The following is a 15,851-nucleotide window of genomic DNA, read 5'->3' on the forward strand; positions in this document are numbered from 1 at the left end:
CCCTCCTGTTCACACCTGTGCGTTCGCGTCAGGTTCAACGCCTGTTTGCCGCTGGCGGCTTTGCGGCAGGTCAACCCTCGGCGCAATTTGTGGAAAGCGGGTAAAGAGACCTCACTTTTCAATATTTTGTGTTCATTTCCGTCGCATACGCAATGCCGCCGGTGCAATGATGCAAAAACGCACCGATTTCTTCACGAAAGCGCCCGAATCCCGATGTCTTTGTTATCTGAACCTTGCCGTGTCATCGGAAAGTGGGCAGAAATTGGGCAAGAATGAGGCATACCGCCGTAAAGGCGGGGTCAGGTTGAAACGGTGGCGCGGCAATGTACCGGGCCCGGCCGGACCGAGAGGGCAGGTTCAGTGATCAAGCGGATGGTGAAAGCCGGCACGCGCGCCGTATTGATGGCATTGCTCATTGCAGTGCCCGCGCTGTTTCTGCCCGGCACCTCTGCCGACACCACCCAGATGATCGCCCTGCTGGCGCTGGTCGCCGCGCTGCTGACCTTTGTCGAATATATCGGCGATTACCCCTCGATCATCGAGTTTCGCGATGCGCCGCCCTTCAACCGGCTGCGCTTTGTGGCGCTGTTCTCGACCGTGCTGGTGCTGACCCTGATCTGCCGCGGCGATCTGCATCCGACCCCGCTCAGCACCGTGCTCGAGCAGATCGGGGTGACGGTGGGCAGCCTGCTGGACTTTCCCTATTCGCCGGTGCGCCTGATGGTGCTGGTGGCGCAAGAAGACATGAGCGCGCATCAGCTCGACCTGATCCGCAGTCATGCCGGCCTGTCCTATCTGATCTCGCTCATCACCATGGCGGCGTTCTTTCTCATGGTGCGGCTGCTGCACTGGCCGATCCGCCACGGTGCCTTCAATTTCTGGGTCAACCTGCCGCTCTTCGATCCGACGGCAGGCGGCGACGTGCTGCACAGGCTCAAGCGTGACGGTCACGTTAACATTGCGTTAGGGTTTCTTCTGCCATTCCTGATCCCGGCGGTGATGAAGCTGGCCTCGGCGGTGATCGACCCGATTTCGCTGACCGAGCCGCAAAACCTGATCTGGACGATGAGTGCATGGGCGTTTCTTCCGGCGAGTCTGATCATGCGCGGCATGGCGCTGATGCGCATTGCCGAGCTGATCGAGGAAAAGCGCCGCCGCGCCTATGCGCAGGCGGATTTGCAGGTGGTCTGAGGCTCCTATTTTTGCTGGTCTTGATGGGGCTCCCCGCCGGGGCGGAGCCCTTGCGGCTGGCCACCTGGCATGCCGATCTGTCGCGCAAGGGGCCGGGGCTGCTGCTGCGCGATCTCCTGAGGGGCGAGGCCGATGCGGTGGTGGCCGAGATCGCTGCCGCCGATGCCGATATCCTGCTGCTCACCGATATCGACTACGACCACGGCGGGGCGGCGCTGAGCGCGCTGGCCGAGAGGCTGGCGCAGGCCGGGGCGGATTACCCGCATCGGTTCCAGCAGCGGCCCAATACCGGCATGGGCACGGGGCTGGATCTGGATGGCGACGGGCGGCTCGGCGGGCCGCGCGATGCGCAGGGTTACGGGCTCTTCAGCGGGCAGGGCGGCATGGCGCTGCTGTCGCGCCACCCGGTGCGGCTGCGGCGCGATTTCAGCGCGCTGCTCTGGCGTGACCTGCCGGGGAACCTGCGGGCCCCGGAGGATCCGGCGCCGGAGATCCAGCGGCTGTCCTCGTCGGGGCATTGGGTGCTGGAGATCGACACGGGATCGGGTCGGCTCACGCTGCTGGCCTGGCACGCCACCCCGCCGGTCTTTGACGGGCCGGAGGATCGCAACGGTCGTCGCAACGCCGATGAGCTGACGTTCTGGCGGCACTATCTCGACGGCGGGTTCGGGGCGCCGCCGGTGCAGCCCGTGTTGATCGGCAATGCCAATTTAGACCCGGAGCGCGGCGATGGCCGCCACGAGGCGATGCGCGCCATGCTGGGGGATGCACGGTTGCAGGATCCGCTGCCGGGTGAGGCCACGGTGGTGTGGGAGCAGACCGGTCCGATGCGGGTGAGCTATATCCTGCCCGCGGCGGAGCTGCGGGTGGCCGGGGCGAAGGTCAGGCCACCCATCGCTGGCCAGCGCCACCGGCTTGTGCATGTAACGCTGGATCTGCCCTGAGGCCGCCCCCGCGTGGTCCATGGCCATGCATCTGGCAGGTCCGGGATCTCCCCGAAGAGCGGTGTGCCCCCTGTTTTCTTGACCATTCCGAGCCCAGAGGCTACCGCATGCGGGAACTTCCGAGGAGAGGATATTCCCATGAGCAACCCTTCGCTTCTGATCCTGCCGGGCGACGGCATCGGCCCCGAGGTGATGGCCGAGGTGCGCCGGATCATCGACTGGTACGGTGACAAGCGCGGTATCGTGTTCGACGTGAGCGAGGACCTCGTTGGCGGCGCGGCCTATGACGCGCATGGCACGCCGCTGACCGACGAGACCATGGAAAAGGCGCAATCGGTCGATGCCGTGCTGCTGGGCGCCGTGGGCGGTCCGAAATACGACGTGCTGGATTTCTCGGTGAAGCCCGAGCGCGGCCTGCTGCGCCTGCGCAAGGAGATGGATCTCTACGCCAACCTGCGCCCGGCGCAGTGTTTCGACGCGCTGGCGGATTTCTCCTCGCTGAAAAAGGACGTGGTCGCCGGGCTCGACATCATGATCGTGCGCGAGCTGACAAGCGGCATCTATTTCGGCGAGCCGCGCGGCATCATCGAAGAGGGCAATGAGCGCGTCGGCATCAACACCCAGCGCTACACCGAGTCGGAGATCGACCGGGTGGCCCGCTCGGCCTTCGAGCTCGCCATGAAGCGCGGCAAGAAGCTGTGTTCGATGGAGAAGGCCAATGTCATGGAATCGGGCATTCTGTGGCGCGAGGTCGTGACCGAGGTGGGCAAGGACTACCCCGAGGTCGAGCTGAGCCACATGTATGCCGATGCCGGCGCCATGCAGCTCTGCCGGTGGCCCAAGCAGTTCGACGTGATCGTGACCGACAACCTCTTCGGCGACCTGCTGTCCGATGCCGCCGCGATGCTGACCGGCTCGCTGGGCATGCTGCCCTCGGCCTCGCTGGGGCGCCGATGGAGAACGGTCGTCCCAAGGCGATGTACGAGCCGGTGCACGGCTCGGCGCCCGATATCGCTGGGCAGAGCAAGGCCAACCCCATCGCCTGCGTGCTGAGCTTTGCCATGGCGCTGCGCTACAGCTTCGACATGGGCGCCGAGGCGGACCGTCTGGAAGATGCGGTCTCCAAGGTGCTGGCCGATGGCGTGCGCACGGCGGATCTGCTGGGCGAGGAAGGCGTGTCGCCGGTCTCGACCTCGGGCATGGGCGACGCAATCCTCGCGGCGCTGGACGCCAGCCTTTGACATAGGCGCGGTGGGGTGGGCAGAGTGCCCACCCTAAAGCCCCTGTCCGGCATCCGTAGGGTGGGCAATCTGCCCACCGCACCGGCTCTCACACCTCTCCTGCCGCGACCTGTGCCATCCGGTCCGACACCGGCACGTCCGGCGTATCGCTCGCGGCCAGCTCGCCGTAATGCACGCAGCGCGCGGCGTTATGCGCCGCCCGTTCCAGCCAGCGCATCGCGTCGGTGAGTTCGAACACGTCGCGCACCCCCACCAGCCCCGCATGTTCGCGCAGCAGGGCCGAGCGCCGCAGTCTTTGCGTGCGCCCGGCGATCAGCCGTTCCAGCCGCGCCAGCGATGCTCCGGTCAATCCGCCCCCGGTCTGTGCTCCGCGCCGCATGGCGGCGCCAAAGGCGAGAGCGGGGCGGCGCAGGCCGATATCCGTGGTCAGGCCGTGCATGTCCTCGTCTTGCGTCAGCCGCTGCGCGAGCCGGTTCAGGTGGTCGTATTGGTGCAGCAGCGCCGAATAGCGGTTCATCATATGCACCCCGTCCGCGGGGATCTGGATGCGCGCCAGATAGAGATGCAGCGCGTCCAGAGCCGAGTCGAGCCGCCGCGTGGTATCCGCCGGTATCCGCCCGCCGCCGGGCTTCAGGCTGCGCCCCAACGCGCCGAACATCTCGCGCATGATACGGCCAGCGCAGCCACGCGCCGCGTCCATCGCCGCGCTTGGATCGTCTAGCAGCCTGCGGTTCAGCGCTTCGGTGAGCGTGGCGGCGCGTCCGGGCACCAGCCGCTCGATGAGCCGCGCAAACGGTGCGGTGACCGGCAGCATGATGATCACCCCTGCGACATTGAAGATCGTGTGAAATGCCACAAGAGCGGTGGGATCCTGCGGGCCGAGCAGTCCCGCGAGCAGTGGCACGATCAGGCCCAGCAGGGCAAAGGCCACGGCGCCGGTCACGACGTTATAGGCCATATGGGCGATGGCGGTGCGGCGCATGTCGAGCGAGCCGCCCACCGTGGCGAGGATCGCGGTGAAGGTGGTGCCCACATCCATGCCGATGATCAGCGCCGCGCCCTGGCCGAGCGTGATCGCGCCGGAACTCAGCAGCACCAGCGTCGCCGCGACACCGGCGCTGGAGGACTGGATCACCACCGTCACGCCAGCACCCAGCACCAGCAGCAGCGCTCGCCCGGCCCAGCTGTCCGGCGGCAGGATATCGGGCGAGAGCCAGGCTTCGAACCCGGCAGCGCCCTCCTGCATCATGTCGAGACCGATAAAGACCAGGCTGAACCCGGCCAGCAGCCGCCCGATCCGCGCCGCGGTGCCATGCGAGAGCGTCGCTGCCAGCGCCCCGGCCAGCAGGCCGGGCAGGGCGATGGTGCCCAGCTTCAGCTTGAGCCCCAGCAGCGCGACGATCCAGCCGGTCATGGTGGTTCCGATATTGGCGCCGTAGATCACGCCGACCGCCTGGGGAAAGCTCATCAGCCCGGCGCCAACAAAGCCGATAACGGTGACCATGGTCGCGCTCGACGACTGGATCACCGCGGTGGTGGCGGCGCCCGACAGCGCGCCGGTCAGCGGTGAGGTGGTGAAGCGCGACAGAAACGCGCGCATCTGCCGGCTCGCCAGTTCGCGCAGCGCACCGGTCATCGACTGCATCCCGAAGAGGAACAGCCCGATGCCGCCCAGGATTGTCAGAATGTCCAGTTGCATGCCCGGCCTCCCGCAGAAGCCATGGCACCTGCACAAATCCACCGCAAGCCATCGCGCCGCTATCCATGGGCTCTTGTTGCGGGCGACAGGCGGTGCAAGGGTTCCGTCGGGTTTGACAATCAATGGCCGTGGACAGGATGGGACAGAATGCCAAAGGCGCGCTCTTCGCGCTGCTTTCCTTCGCGGTGTTTTCCGGCCATGACGTAGTGGTGAAGCTGCTGGGCGCGCATTACAGCCCGTTCCAGATCGTGTTTTTCTCGGTGCTGTTCAGCTTCCCGCTGGTCAGCCTCATGCTGATCCGCGACACCACGCCGGGCCATCTGCGCCCGGTCCATCCCTGGTGGACGGCGCTGCGCACCGTGGCGGCGGTGGTGACCGGGCTTTGTGCCTTCTACGCCTTCTCGAAGCTGCCGCTGGCGCAGACCTACGCGATCATCTTTGCCCAGCCGCTGCTGATCACGGTGCTGGCGATTCCGATTCTCGGTGAACGGGTGCGTCTGCGCCGCTGGATCGCGGTTCTAGTGGGGCTCGCGGGCGTGCTGGTTGTGCTGCGCCCGGGCAGCACCGATCTGACGCTGGGCCATGCGGCGGCGCTGGTGGCGGCAAGCTGCGGGGCGCTCTCCTCCATCGTGGTGCGCAAGATCGGGCAGGAGGAGCGCTCCGTCGTGCTGCTGCTCTATCCGATGCTGACCAATTTCATCCTGATGGCCTGCGCGCTGCCCTTCGTCTACCAGCCGATGCCGCTGCCGCATCTGGGCGGCGCCGGGGTGATGGCGCTGCTCGCGCTCACCGGCTCGCTTGTGCTGATCCTCGCCTATCGCGCCGGTGAGGCGGTGGTGGTGGCGCCGATGCAATATTCCCAGCTGCTCTGGGCAACGCTCTACGGTGCGCTGATCTTCGACGAATGGCCCGACCGGATGACGCTGGCCGGGGCGGTTTTGATCATCGGCTCGGGTGTCTACATCGTGCTCCGCGAGGGCCGGGGACGGGTCTCCGAGAACACCCCGGTGCTGCGCACGCGCACCCGGTTCGAGACCGGAACCTCGCTGCGCATCGGGCCGCTGCTGCGCACCATGCGAAAGCGCGAAAAGAGTGTCGAATGAGCGCTTGCCAAACCGCCGCGCCTGAGCTATTCCGCCCGCCACGGTCGGAGTGTAGCTCAGCCTGGTAGAGCACTGTCTTCGGGAGGCAGGGGCCGGAGGTTCGAATCCTCTCACTCCGACCAGTTTCACTATATCGATAGTCGGGACATTTGTCCTTTCGCGTCACGATGTGCCCTTTGGGTGCCGTTTCGCCCTGACTCGGTTTGCCCGCGGCTAGAGGGCAAACACCTTATCTGCACCCGCCGCGCGGGGGCGCCGCTTCATGAAAACATTGAGCCTAGCTAAGCTCTTGGATGGCTGATGAGGCTAAGATCCGACCAAGCGAACCTAGGGGTTTCTGCATTCTCGTGGAATTTTCTGCCCTGAGCTGACCTTCAGCACCAGATCAGGGTGCTGTATCGCAGCCACTCTACGTCGCTATGCGCTGCGGTTGCATGCCTCGGCGGGGGGCGAAGGTCCTGACCTGCTCCCCTGAAAAGTCCGCGTTTTGAAGTTAGCCTGTTCTCCAAACGAGGAGACAGACAATGCGGAAAAGCCGTTTCAGCGAAGAGCAGATCATTGGCATTTTAAAGGAGCACCAGGCCGGGATAGGTGCCAAGGAGCTGTGCCGGAAGCATGGCATCAGTGACGGCACGTTCTACAAGTGGCGCTCGAAGTATGGCGGCATGGAGGTGTCGGAGGCCAAACGGCTGAAGGCGCTGGAGGCTGAGAATGCGAAGCTCAAGAAGATGCTCGCGGAGCAGATGCTGGATGTGGCCACGCTCAAGGAGATGCTGGGAAAAAACTTCTGAAGCCCGGTGCAAGGCGACGAGCCGTGGACTGGGCCATGACAGAGAAGAACTACAACCAGCGGCGGGCCTGTGCCCTGGCCGGGATCGACCCGCGTGTGTATCGACGTGGATCAATTAGACCTGTAGACGCCGAGCTGCGGGAGAGGCTGAAGGCGATTTCCAGCGAACGGCGTCGCTTCGGCTATCGAAGGCTGCACCTGCTTCTTGGTCGCGAAGGCTGGAAGGTGAACTGGAAGAAGCTTTACCGGATCTACCGGGAAGAGGGCCTGACAGTGCGCAAGCGCGGCGGTCGCAAGCGCGCGATCGGAACGAGGGCCCCGATGGCGATCCCACAAGGGCCGAACCAGCGATGGTCCCTGGACTTCGTCTCGGACAGCCTCTCAGACGGGCGCCGGTTCCGGGTGCTGTGCGTCATCGACGACTTCAGCCGGGAATGCCTGGCGACGGTCGTGGACACTTCGCTGTCGGGGCAACGTGTCGGCCGTGAGCTCGACAGCATCGCCCGGGTGCGCGGCTATCCATGTATGGTGGTCAGTGACAACGGAACGGAGCTGACATCGAATGCCATCCTGAAATGGCAGGAGGACCGCAAGGTCGAGTGGCATTACATCGCGCCAGGAAAGCCCATGCAGAACGGCTTCGTCGAGAGCTTTAATGGCCGCCTGCGCGACGAGTGCCTGAACGAGCACCTGTTCGCCAACCTGCGCCACGCCCGGGAGCTTATCTCGGCCTGGCGCGAAGACTACAACCACCATCGCCCCCACACGAGCCTCGACGGGCTCACACCGTGGGAGTATCACCAACGGTCAGTAGAGGACCAAACCCTGAACAGAGCGAACTAAAAAACGCGGACTCTATGGGGAGCAGGTCAGTCCGCACTGCGGACAATGCGGTCATTGGTCGTAAAACCGAACCGGTGAAAAAGTTGAAGATGGCTTTGGGCAGGCAAAATGGGCCTCAGCAAGGACTGATAGCAAATTGCTCCAGCTTCATCGCACGTGCTTTGCCACTACCGGTGTGAGAGCATCCATGAACATATAGCTTCTGCCGAGCAGAGCTATTTTCCCTATATCGTCGAAAACGTTTTTCCCAAGATGTGTGATAAGCACTTCGTCAGTGGTCAGACCTCTTTGGTGGTTTTGCTCGATTGTCGACCAGTTCTGCTGCGCAAAATCCGCTGGAATTATATTGAACGCGGGATGATTGTAGCTAACAACGACATTTCCGTCGCGCATCTGTTGTGGACTCATGTCCGGATGAAACCCAATGATTTGAGATAGAACGCTACTCCCGGCGGCAGCAGCAGCGTCTTGCGGTAGACCATCAGGAACAATGCAGCATGTCGAGTTTTCGAAAACGACGAAGTCGTACTGTGCGTTCGTGTATTCGCGAAAGCGATCGGCGACTTCTTCAAGATCGGGGGTAAATCCAGGCTGCCACGAAGGGATCGGGGTTAACCGGTCGCCCGTCTGCGCGTTTGCTTTTGCGCTTAGAATTCCTGCTGACACCAGCCCTGAGAGAAATGCTCTTCGCCCAATTGCCATTTTCTGCTTTCAGAGTATCGTGGAGTGACAAGCCAAAGTTCACAATGGCGCGATGCGCCCAGTCATACAACCCTCGCGCTGCATCTGATTGTGCGATCACATTTGGCTTGGAGCGGAACTGCGGCGTTGGCGCGTGGCGCGCCGGTCTCCGGGGGCGCGGGCCGCTCCCGGCACATGCCGGACCTTCACAAGACCGGCTGGCGCTGAGGTGCTGCAGCCCGAACGCGACCGTTGGCGATGTCACGCAGCATCGCTCTACGCGTGCCGGTCTGAAACACGGGGCGTTGTGCGAAATAGCTGATAAGATTATTGTTAATCCATATTGCGAGCCTGATGCCAGCAATGACCAGCAGTGGAGTTGCGCGCACATGCCTCATATTGAGAGTCATCGAAAATGTCGCGAAGCCGCCGTATTTGGCTTCATCCTTGCCACGATCATCGTAGGCAATGGCGTTTACCTGGGCATCAAAAGTCATGGCTCTATGAGCCAGGTGAACTGGTGGGGCGTGGTGGCGATTTGGATCTCTTCTTGTGCTGCATTTTCTTGGTTGAAATATCGCTTCTTGCCTTGGTCTCGTGACCGATAGGGGGGTGAGGCTCAGGACCCATTGATTTGGTGCATCTGCCATGATGCGGGCTCCCCGCCAGCGCCGCAGCGCGGGTGGAATCGTTCACCTGTGGGAGATCGTGCGCAAGGACGCGGGGGCGACACGCAACCTGACGAAGGAGCAGGGAGCCGCGTCTCGCCACCGGCCGTCGCGGCTGTTGGGGTCGCCAACCGCTCTGTCTACGCCTTCGGTACGCTCTTGTGGCGTTCCAGCCGTTTCTGCGCGGCGATGCGGAACGGCGCGTTGGGGCCGCCAAAGCCGGTATAGCCGGGGCCGCGCTGGACGATCTCGAAGAACATGCCGCCGGCTAAGACGCGGGAATAGAGCTGGAAGAACTCCGCGCCGTTCTCCTGATCGTAGAGCACATTCGCCGCTTGCAGCCGGGCGAGGAAATCCGCGCTCAGATCGAAGCGCGCGGCGAGGTCGTCATAGTAGTTCTGCGGGATCGGCAGCGGCTCGAAGCCCTGCCGGCCAAGCGCTTCGGCGGTGGCGAAGATGTCCTCGGTGGTCAGCGCGATATGCTGCACCGAGGCGCCGAAATTCTCCGCCAGGAAGCGGCCGGCAAGGGTGCGGTGGGTCTCGGCGCCGTTGAGGGTGATGCGCAGCGCGCCGTCGGGGGCCTCGACCACCTGGCTGCGCACCAGCCCGTCCGGGTCGATCACATCGACCATGGGCGATTTTTCCATCTCGAAGAGCGCGGTGTAGAACAGCGTCCAGCTCAGCATGTCCTCATAGGACATGGTCTGTGCCAGATGATCGACGCGCATCAGCCCGGCTTCCGCGCCGTCCTGATCGACGGGGGTGAATTCCAGTTCCCAGACCTGGTCCAGCCCGCTTTCCGCGTCGATGAAATGCAGCACCGAACCGCCGAGCCCCCGGATCGCCGGGATATCCAGCTCTCCCGGCGCCACCGGCTGGCCGAAGGGCGCCGAGCCAAGGGCCGTTGCGCGCGCCACGGTGTCCTGCGCCGAGGTCACGCTCAGCCCGATATCGCAGATGCAGGTGCCGCGCGCGTTCCAGGCATGCGCGGCGTGGCCCTCGGTCTCGGCGTTGACGACGATGCGGATGTCGTTCTGCTGCCAGAGGTCGATGGCCTTGTTGCGGTGCCGCCCGGTGCGGCGGAAACCCAGCGTGGCGAGGAAGGCCGAAAGCCGGTCGACCTCGTCGCCCTGCGCGGCGAACTCGATGAAGGAAACACCCTGCGCCTTCACGCGGGCGGGGATCTCGGGCAGATCCACCGGCGTGTCGGGCTCGGCCCGGCGCACATCGTCCATTAGAGAGATTAGCGCGCGATAGCCGTCCTCGGCCACGCCGCGCGGGTTGTTGCCACGGAACTGGTCGTTGAAGATCTCGAGGCTGATCGGCCCGGCATAGCCGGTGGCCATGACCGCTTGCATAAAGCTGCGGATGTCCAGATCGCCCTCGCCGGGCATATTGCGGAAATGCCGCGACCAGTAGAGCAGATCCATGTCGATGGCCGGCGCATCGGCGAGCTGGACGAAGAAGATCTTGTCGCCCGGAATCGCGCGGATCGACTCGCTGTCGAGCCCGCGCCCCAGCGTGTGGAAACTGTCGAGGATCAGCCCGATATTCGGATGATCGGCGCGGCGCACGATCTCCCAGGCGTCGCGGTGATCGTTGACATGCCGGCCCCATGCCAGCGCCTCGTAGCCCACATAGATCCCGCGCTCCTGCGCGATGGCCCCCAGCTCGGCGAGATCGCCCGCGGCGCGGTCGATGCCGCCAAGGCTGCGCGGATGCACCGAGGAGCAGACCAGGATGCGGTCGGCTCCGAGCTCCTGCATCACGTCGAACTTGCGGCGGGCGCGGTCGAAGGCCTTGCTGCGCAGCGGCTCAGGCAGGCATTCGAAATCGCGGAAGGGCTGGAACAGGGTGATCTCCAGCCCGTGGTCGCGGATCATCCGGCCCACCTCGCGCGGGCCGCCGTCATGGGCGATGAAATCCTGCTCGAAGATCTCGATCCCGTCGTAACCCGCGCCGGCGATGGCTTCGAGCTTTTCCGGAAGCGAGCCGGAAATGGACACGGTGGCGATGGAGGTCTTCATGGCAGGTCTCCTAGTATCCCAGAACGCGCGGCAGCCAGATCACCGTTTCCGGCACGAAGGTCAGGATCACCAGCACCAGCACCTCGACGAAGAAGAACGGCATGATCGACCGGATGAGCCGCGCCATGCCCACATTCGCCACGCCTTCGGCGACGAAGAGGCAGAGGCCCAGCGGCGGGGTGATCAGCCCGATCATCAGGTTGAAGATCACAAGGATGCCGAAATGCACCGGGTCCACGCCCATCGACACGGCGATGGGATGCATGATCGGCACCAGCACCAGCATCGCCGCGATGCCTTCGAGGAACAGGCCCACCAGCAGGAACAGCACGATGACGGCGAGCAGGAAGGTGGTCTGGCTGTCGACATTGGCAAGCACCCAGTCGGTCAGCATGTTGGGCACGCGGTTATAGGTCAGCAGCCAGTTGGCGGCGGAGACGGCGGCGATGATGATCAGGATCACCGCGCTGTCCTTCATCGCGCTGGCAAAGATCCGGGGCAGGGCGCGGAGCGCAATGTTGCGATAGACGAAAACCCCGAGGATCAGCGCATAGGCCACGGCGAAGCTTGCCGCTTCGGTGGGGGTGACGACGCCGAGCAGGATCGAGCCCACCACAAAGACCGGCATCAGTAGCGGCAGGATACCGGCGAGCAGCGCCTGACCGGCGCTCTGGCCGGTGTCGTGCTCGGCGGCGGCGTCGTGATCGACCTTGACCGTCAGCATGACATAGGCCGAGAGGAACAGCGCCAGCAGAATGCCGGGGATCACGCCGGCCATGAACAGCGCCGGCACCGAGACGCCGGAGACGATCAGCGCATAGATGATCACCGGGATCGAGGGCGGAATGATCGGCCCGATCACCGAAGAGGCGGCGGTGAGGGCGGCGGCAAAGCTGCGGTCATAGCCCTTCTTCTCCATCTCGGGGATGAAGACCCGCCCGATGGCCGAGGTGTCGGCCACAGCCGAGCCCGAGAGCCCGGCAAAGATCACCGAGGCCCAGATATTGACCAGCGCCAGCCCGGCGCGCATGCGGCCCACGATGACGCTGGCAAAGCCGATGATGCGGCTGGTGATGCCGGATTCGTTCATCACCTCACCGGCCAGCACAAACAGCGGAATGGCCAGCAGCGGGAAGGAGTTGAGCCCCTTGAACATCTCGGTCGGCACGATCCGCAGGGTATAGGGCAGATCGCCCAGCCCCATGAAGACCAGCAGCGCCGCGACGATGGAGATGGCGATGGGTACGCCGGCCAGAAGTCCGACGATGAGAATGGCATAGACCATGGCTTACACCTCCGCCGGCGTCGTCAGACGCTCGACCAGTTTCAGGGCGGCGGCGACCGCCAGCAGCGCGCCACCGAAGGCGATGGCATATTGATAGGGGCCGACCCGTCCGAGCCAGACCAGCGCCTCGATCCCAGTGCTGGAGGCAAGCGCGTCGGCGGCGGATTTCAGGCCAGAGGCGGTGACATCGCCCCGGCGCATGGCAAAGACATGGCCCGCATAGGCCAGCGCCGCGCCGGTGATCACGGTGGCCACATCGGAAAACAAAAACAGGATCCGGCGCACCCGTGCAGACAGCGTGTCGACCAGCACGGTAAAGCGGATGTGGCTGTCGGTCAGATAGGCGAGTGCGAGGCCAAACATCACGCCGTAGATCGTCAGGTAGATCGGCAGCTCCTCTCCCCAGGTGACCGAACGGCCCACCGTGTAGCGGCGCAGCGAGTTGAAGAAGATCACGACGAAGACCAGCGCCATCGACGCTCCGGCTCCGAAGCCGCATACCCAACGTGCGAGCTTGATCAGTCTGTCCACGGGAGAGTTCCTTCAAAAGGTCCGGACCGGCGCGATCCGCCGGCCCGGGCAAAAGTTGGATCAGGGATTATTCCGAGGCCGCGGCCACGGCGTCCTGAAGCCGGTCGATCCACTCGGCATCGTCGCCCAGCTCTTCACGCAGGTAGGAGACCACGGCGGGCTGTGCCGCATCGGCAAAGGCCTGAAGCTCTTCTGCCGTCGGGCTGTAGACCTGCATGCCCTCGTCCTGCACCTTGGTCACGCCCTCGGCGGTGTTCCACTGCTGGATGGAGCGGCCCATATTGCCGGCCACGATGGCGGCTTTCTGGATCACTTCCTGCTGCGCCGGCTCAAGCCCCTGGAAGAACTCGTCCGAGATCAGGAGGAAGTCGGCGGCATACACATGGCCGTCAAGCGTCATGTATTGCTGAAGCTTGTGCAGCCCGTTGTTGTAGATCACGCCGACCGGGTTTTCCTGACCGTCCACGACGCCGGTGGAAAGCGCGTTGGGCAGCTCGGTCCAGGCGATGGGGGTGGGCTCGCCACCGAGCGCGCCGACCATCTCGATATAGAGCGGGATCGGCTGCACGCGGAACTTCAGCCCTTCCATATCGGCGGGGGTGCGGATCTCGCGCTCGGAATTGGTGAAGTTGCGGAAGCCGGTTTCACCGTATGCCAGCGTGCGCAGCCCGGTCTGTTCGAGGCAGTGCTCGGCCAGCGCGTCGCCGAACTCGCCGTCCAGAACTTCCCAGGCGAGCGGTGCCGAGGAGAAGGTGTAGGGGATGTCCAGCACCGAGGCCGCCGGGCAGATCTTGGACATGGCGCCGGAGACCAGCACCACCTGGGTCAGCCCGTCCTGCGCCTGGCTCACCAGCTCGTCCTCGTTGCCGAGCGCGCCGGCGGGGAACAGCTCGACCGTCAGGTCGCTTTCGCCTTCGACGATGTTCTTGAAGATCTGCGCCGCGGCGCCTTTCTTGGAGCCGGTCCAGTCATCCGGGTCCACATGGGCGACGCGCAGCGTCTGTGCGTTTGCGGCGGCGGCGAAGAGCCCCGCGCAGAGCGCCGCCGTGGCGGCAAGGGTCTTGGTTTGGAAACGCATGAAAAGTCCTCCCTCTTGCGTTCTAGCGTGTCTCAGGTTCCCGCCGGCTGGGCCGGGCGGGTATCGAAGGCGTCGAATGTCGCCCTCATGCGGTCGGGACAGGCGGGCCGCCCCGTGAAAAGCTCGAAGGCGCGCACCGCCTGGAATACCGCCATGCCGGTGCCCGGAAGCACCCGGCAGCCCTTGGCGCGCGCGGTCCTGAGCAGCTCGGTTTCGAGCGGGAAATAGACGATATCGGCGACCCACATGGCCGGGTCGATGAAAGAAGCCGGCACCGCCATGCCGGGCAGCTTGGCCATGCCCATGGGGGTGGCGTTGACGATGCCGTCGGGCCGGTCGGCGCCGCTCAGCGCTTCGGTCGAGGGGACGGCCCCCGCCACGGTGCCGGGGCGGTTGGTCATCACCTGCTCGGCGAGCTGCGCGGCGCGGGCCGCGTCGGTGTCGAGGATCGACAGCCGCCGCACGCCGCAATCGGCGAGCGCATGGGCGACGGCAACACCCGCGCCGCCGGCGCCGGCGAGCAGCACATGCTCCACAGCCTCGCCGGCCAGGCCGCGCCGGAAGCTTTCTGCAAACCCCCAGAGATCGGTATTGTGGCCGACCCGGCGCCCGTCGCGCAGCACCACGGTGTTCACGGCACCAACCGCGCGGGCATTGTCGGAAAGCTCGTCGAGCAGCCCGATGACCTCGATCTTGTAGGGGTAGGTGACGTTGAGCCCGTCGAAACCGCAGGCCTCGGCGCTTTCCAGCATCGTCTTCAGCGTGATTTCGCGGCGGGCGGGTTCGTCCATGTCGAGGATGCGATAGACTGCCCCCAGCCCCTGCGCCGCGGCTTCCTCCATATGCATGCGCGGGGTGCGCGACAGCGCGATCCCGCGGCCGATGAGACCGGCCAGCATGGGGCGTTCCGTGGCGACGGGCTGATCCAAGAGCTTCTCCTCCATAGGCGCTTCGATTCGTCGCAATAATGAACCAACCGGTTAATTCGGTCAATCCAATTGAACCCACGGGTTAAAATGTTACCATGGCCGGGCGGCGTGCGTGCCGGTCGGAGGGGAGAGCACTGTTGGACAAACCTGCCAAGCTCAGGAGCTGGAAGCAAAATCCCGAGGCGGTGCGGGCGGATATCCTGCGCGTGGCGCGCGCGGAGTTCGCCCGGACCGGCCTGTCGCGGACGCGGATCGACGACATCGCCGCCAAGACCAAAACCTCCAAGCGGATGGTCTTTTACTATTTCGGCGACAAGGAATCGCTCTATCAGGCGGTGCTGGAGGAGGCCTATGCGGAAGTACGCGCCGGCGAGGCGGAGCTCGATCTCGAAGATCTCGCGCCGGATCACGCGCTGCGCAAGCTGGTGGAATTCACCTTCGACCACCACCGCCGGAACCCGGATTTCATCCGCCTGGTCATGGTCGAGAACATTCATGACGGCAGCCATATGCGCAATATCGAGCGGCTGGCGGAGCAGAACGTCGCGGCGATCCGCGTGCTGGAGCGGATCTGCGAGGCGGGCCGGTCGAGCGGCCTGTTCCGCGAGGATATCTCGCCGCTGGCGCTGCACTGGCGGATCAGCGCGATGAGCTTTTTCAACGTCTCCAACCGCGCGACCTTTACGCTCAATTTCGGTGACAGCCTGTTCGACGAGGAGGGGCAGGCGCTGCTGCGCGAGGAGGCGGCGCGCAGCATCGTGCTCTCGGCGCTCAGGAACCCCGGCGGTGCGAGCGTCTGACGGCTCGGCTGTTTGGCGAACGGATCCAGGGGCCCGATGTG

The 15,851-nt window shown here is 64.6% G+C and carries 13 protein-coding genes, 1 tRNA gene and 1 pseudogene; 7 read left to right on the top strand and 8 right to left on the bottom strand.

Annotated elements, in window-relative coordinates; translation table 11 throughout:
* Positions 1-372 precede the first annotated feature (372 nt).
* The 3 genes and pseudogenes from Ga0080574_RS14570 to leuB all read left to right on the top strand — a co-directional run bounded on the left by Ga0080574_RS14570 (position 373) and on the right by leuB (position 3,376).
* The gene (locus Ga0080574_RS14570; protein ID WP_198039849.1) at positions 373-1,191 is read left to right on the top strand and encodes a hypothetical protein; all 819 of its coding nucleotides are present in this window, start codon (positions 373-375) and stop codon (positions 1,189-1,191) included.
* 23 nt (positions 1,192-1,214) lie between these two features.
* A complete protein-coding gene (locus Ga0080574_RS14575) occupies positions 1,215-2,135 on the top strand; it encodes an endonuclease/exonuclease/phosphatase family protein (RefSeq protein ID WP_076705997.1) in 921 nt (306 codons plus the stop codon).
* A gap of 138 nt (positions 2,136-2,273) precedes the next feature.
* Positions 2,274-3,376 (top strand): annotated as a pseudogene (gene leuB, locus Ga0080574_RS14580) (3-isopropylmalate dehydrogenase).
* 88 nt (positions 3,377-3,464) lie between these two features.
* Here leuB and Ga0080574_RS14585 read toward each other — a convergent pair.
* Positions 3,465-5,075 carry a Na/Pi cotransporter family protein gene (locus Ga0080574_RS14585; protein WP_076700762.1) on the bottom strand — a complete coding sequence of 537 codons (1,611 nt, stop codon included), beginning with the start codon at positions 5,073-5,075 and terminating at the stop codon, positions 3,465-3,467.
* Positions 5,076-5,212: 137 nt separating this feature from the next.
* Between Ga0080574_RS14585 and Ga0080574_RS14590 the strand changes: the two genes are divergently transcribed.
* The 3 genes from Ga0080574_RS14590 to Ga0080574_RS14605 all read left to right on the top strand — a co-directional run bounded on the left by Ga0080574_RS14590 (position 5,213) and on the right by Ga0080574_RS14605 (position 7,811).
* On the top strand, positions 5,213-6,178 hold the full coding sequence (locus Ga0080574_RS14590; protein ID WP_076705999.1) for a DMT family transporter: 966 nt from the start codon (positions 5,213-5,215) through the stop codon (positions 6,176-6,178).
* 45 nt (positions 6,179-6,223) lie between these two features.
* Positions 6,224-6,300, top strand: a tRNA-Pro gene (locus Ga0080574_RS14595).
* A 402-nt stretch (positions 6,301-6,702) separates the two neighbouring features.
* Positions 6,703-7,811 (top strand): IS3 family transposase gene (locus tag Ga0080574_RS14605; protein WP_156876303.1). Its coding sequence is split into 2 segments (ribosomal slippage): positions 6,703-6,952 and positions 6,952-7,811, totalling 1,110 coding nucleotides; the frame shifts between segments, so codons are not numbered across the junction.
* 147 nt (positions 7,812-7,958) lie between these two features.
* Here Ga0080574_RS14605 and Ga0080574_RS25945 read toward each other — a convergent pair.
* The 7 genes from Ga0080574_RS25945 to Ga0080574_RS14630 all read right to left on the bottom strand — a co-directional run bounded on the left by Ga0080574_RS25945 (position 7,959) and on the right by Ga0080574_RS14630 (position 15,010).
* Positions 7,959-8,513, bottom strand: a complete 555-nt coding sequence (locus Ga0080574_RS25945; protein WP_156876373.1) for a hypothetical protein — start codon at positions 8,511-8,513, stop codon at positions 7,959-7,961.
* A 185-nt stretch (positions 8,514-8,698) separates the two neighbouring features.
* The gene (locus Ga0080574_RS25950) at positions 8,699-9,142 is read right to left on the bottom strand and encodes a hypothetical protein (protein ID WP_156876374.1); all 444 of its coding nucleotides are present in this window, start codon (positions 9,140-9,142) and stop codon (positions 8,699-8,701) included.
* Positions 9,143-9,300: 158 nt separating this feature from the next.
* Entirely contained in the window at positions 9,301-11,187 is a 1,887-nt protein-coding gene (locus tag Ga0080574_RS14610) for a bifunctional sugar phosphate isomerase/epimerase/4-hydroxyphenylpyruvate dioxygenase family protein (RefSeq protein ID WP_076700767.1), read from the bottom strand.
* A gap of 10 nt (positions 11,188-11,197) precedes the next feature.
* The gene (locus Ga0080574_RS14615) at positions 11,198-12,472 is read right to left on the bottom strand and encodes a TRAP transporter large permease (RefSeq protein WP_076700772.1); all 1,275 of its coding nucleotides are present in this window, start codon (positions 12,470-12,472) and stop codon (positions 11,198-11,200) included.
* Positions 12,473-12,475: 3 nt separating this feature from the next.
* Positions 12,476-13,003 carry a TRAP transporter small permease gene (locus Ga0080574_RS14620; RefSeq protein ID WP_083716859.1) on the bottom strand — a complete coding sequence of 176 codons (528 nt, stop codon included), beginning with the start codon at positions 13,001-13,003 and terminating at the stop codon, positions 12,476-12,478.
* 67 nt (positions 13,004-13,070) lie between these two features.
* Positions 13,071-14,081 carry a DctP family TRAP transporter solute-binding subunit gene (locus Ga0080574_RS14625; protein ID WP_076700781.1) on the bottom strand — a complete coding sequence of 337 codons (1,011 nt, stop codon included), beginning with the start codon at positions 14,079-14,081 and terminating at the stop codon, positions 13,071-13,073.
* Between the two features lie 32 nt (positions 14,082-14,113).
* A complete protein-coding gene (locus Ga0080574_RS14630; RefSeq protein WP_237219259.1) occupies positions 14,114-15,010 on the bottom strand; it encodes a shikimate dehydrogenase in 897 nt (298 codons plus the stop codon).
* A gap of 137 nt (positions 15,011-15,147) precedes the next feature.
* On the opposite strand from Ga0080574_RS14630, the gene Ga0080574_RS14635 reads away from it, so the two are divergent.
* Positions 15,148-15,810 carry a TetR/AcrR family transcriptional regulator gene (locus Ga0080574_RS14635; RefSeq protein WP_198039730.1) on the top strand — a complete coding sequence of 221 codons (663 nt, stop codon included), beginning with the start codon at positions 15,148-15,150 and terminating at the stop codon, positions 15,808-15,810.
* Positions 15,811-15,851: the final 41 nt, after the last annotated feature.

This window comes from Salipiger abyssi (genome assembly GCF_001975705.1).
GTDB classification, from domain to species: Bacteria; Pseudomonadota; Alphaproteobacteria; order Rhodobacterales; family Rhodobacteraceae; genus Salipiger; species Salipiger abyssi.

What these genes read in the sequence shown, in the direction of transcription:
- Ga0080574_RS14570 (WP_198039849.1), top strand. Translation starts at nt 373, where the DNA reads ATGGTGAAAGCCGGCACGCGCGCCGTATTGATGGCATTGCTCATTGCA.
- Ga0080574_RS14575 (WP_076705997.1), top strand. Translation starts at nt 1,215, where the DNA reads ATGGGGCTCCCCGCCGGGGCGGAGCCCTTGCGGCTGGCCACCTGGCAT.
- Ga0080574_RS14585 (WP_076700762.1), bottom strand. Translation starts at nt 5,075, where the DNA reads ATGCAACTGGACATTCTGACAATCCTGGGCGGCATCGGGCTGTTCCTC.
- Ga0080574_RS14590 (WP_076705999.1), top strand. Translation starts at nt 5,213, where the DNA reads ATGGGACAGAATGCCAAAGGCGCGCTCTTCGCGCTGCTTTCCTTCGCG.
- Ga0080574_RS25945 (WP_156876373.1), bottom strand. Translation starts at nt 8,513, where the DNA reads ATGGCAATTGGGCGAAGAGCATTTCTCTCAGGGCTGGTGTCAGCAGGA.
- Ga0080574_RS25950 (WP_156876374.1), bottom strand. Translation starts at nt 9,142, where the DNA reads ATGGCAGATGCACCAAATCAATGGGTCCTGAGCCTCACCCCCCTATCG.
- Ga0080574_RS14610 (WP_076700767.1), bottom strand. Translation starts at nt 11,187, where the DNA reads ATGAAGACCTCCATCGCCACCGTGTCCATTTCCGGCTCGCTTCCGGAA.
- Ga0080574_RS14615 (WP_076700772.1), bottom strand. Translation starts at nt 12,472, where the DNA reads ATGGTCTATGCCATTCTCATCGTCGGACTTCTGGCCGGCGTACCCATC.
- Ga0080574_RS14625 (WP_076700781.1), bottom strand. Translation starts at nt 14,081, where the DNA reads ATGCGTTTCCAAACCAAGACCCTTGCCGCCACGGCGGCGCTCTGCGCG.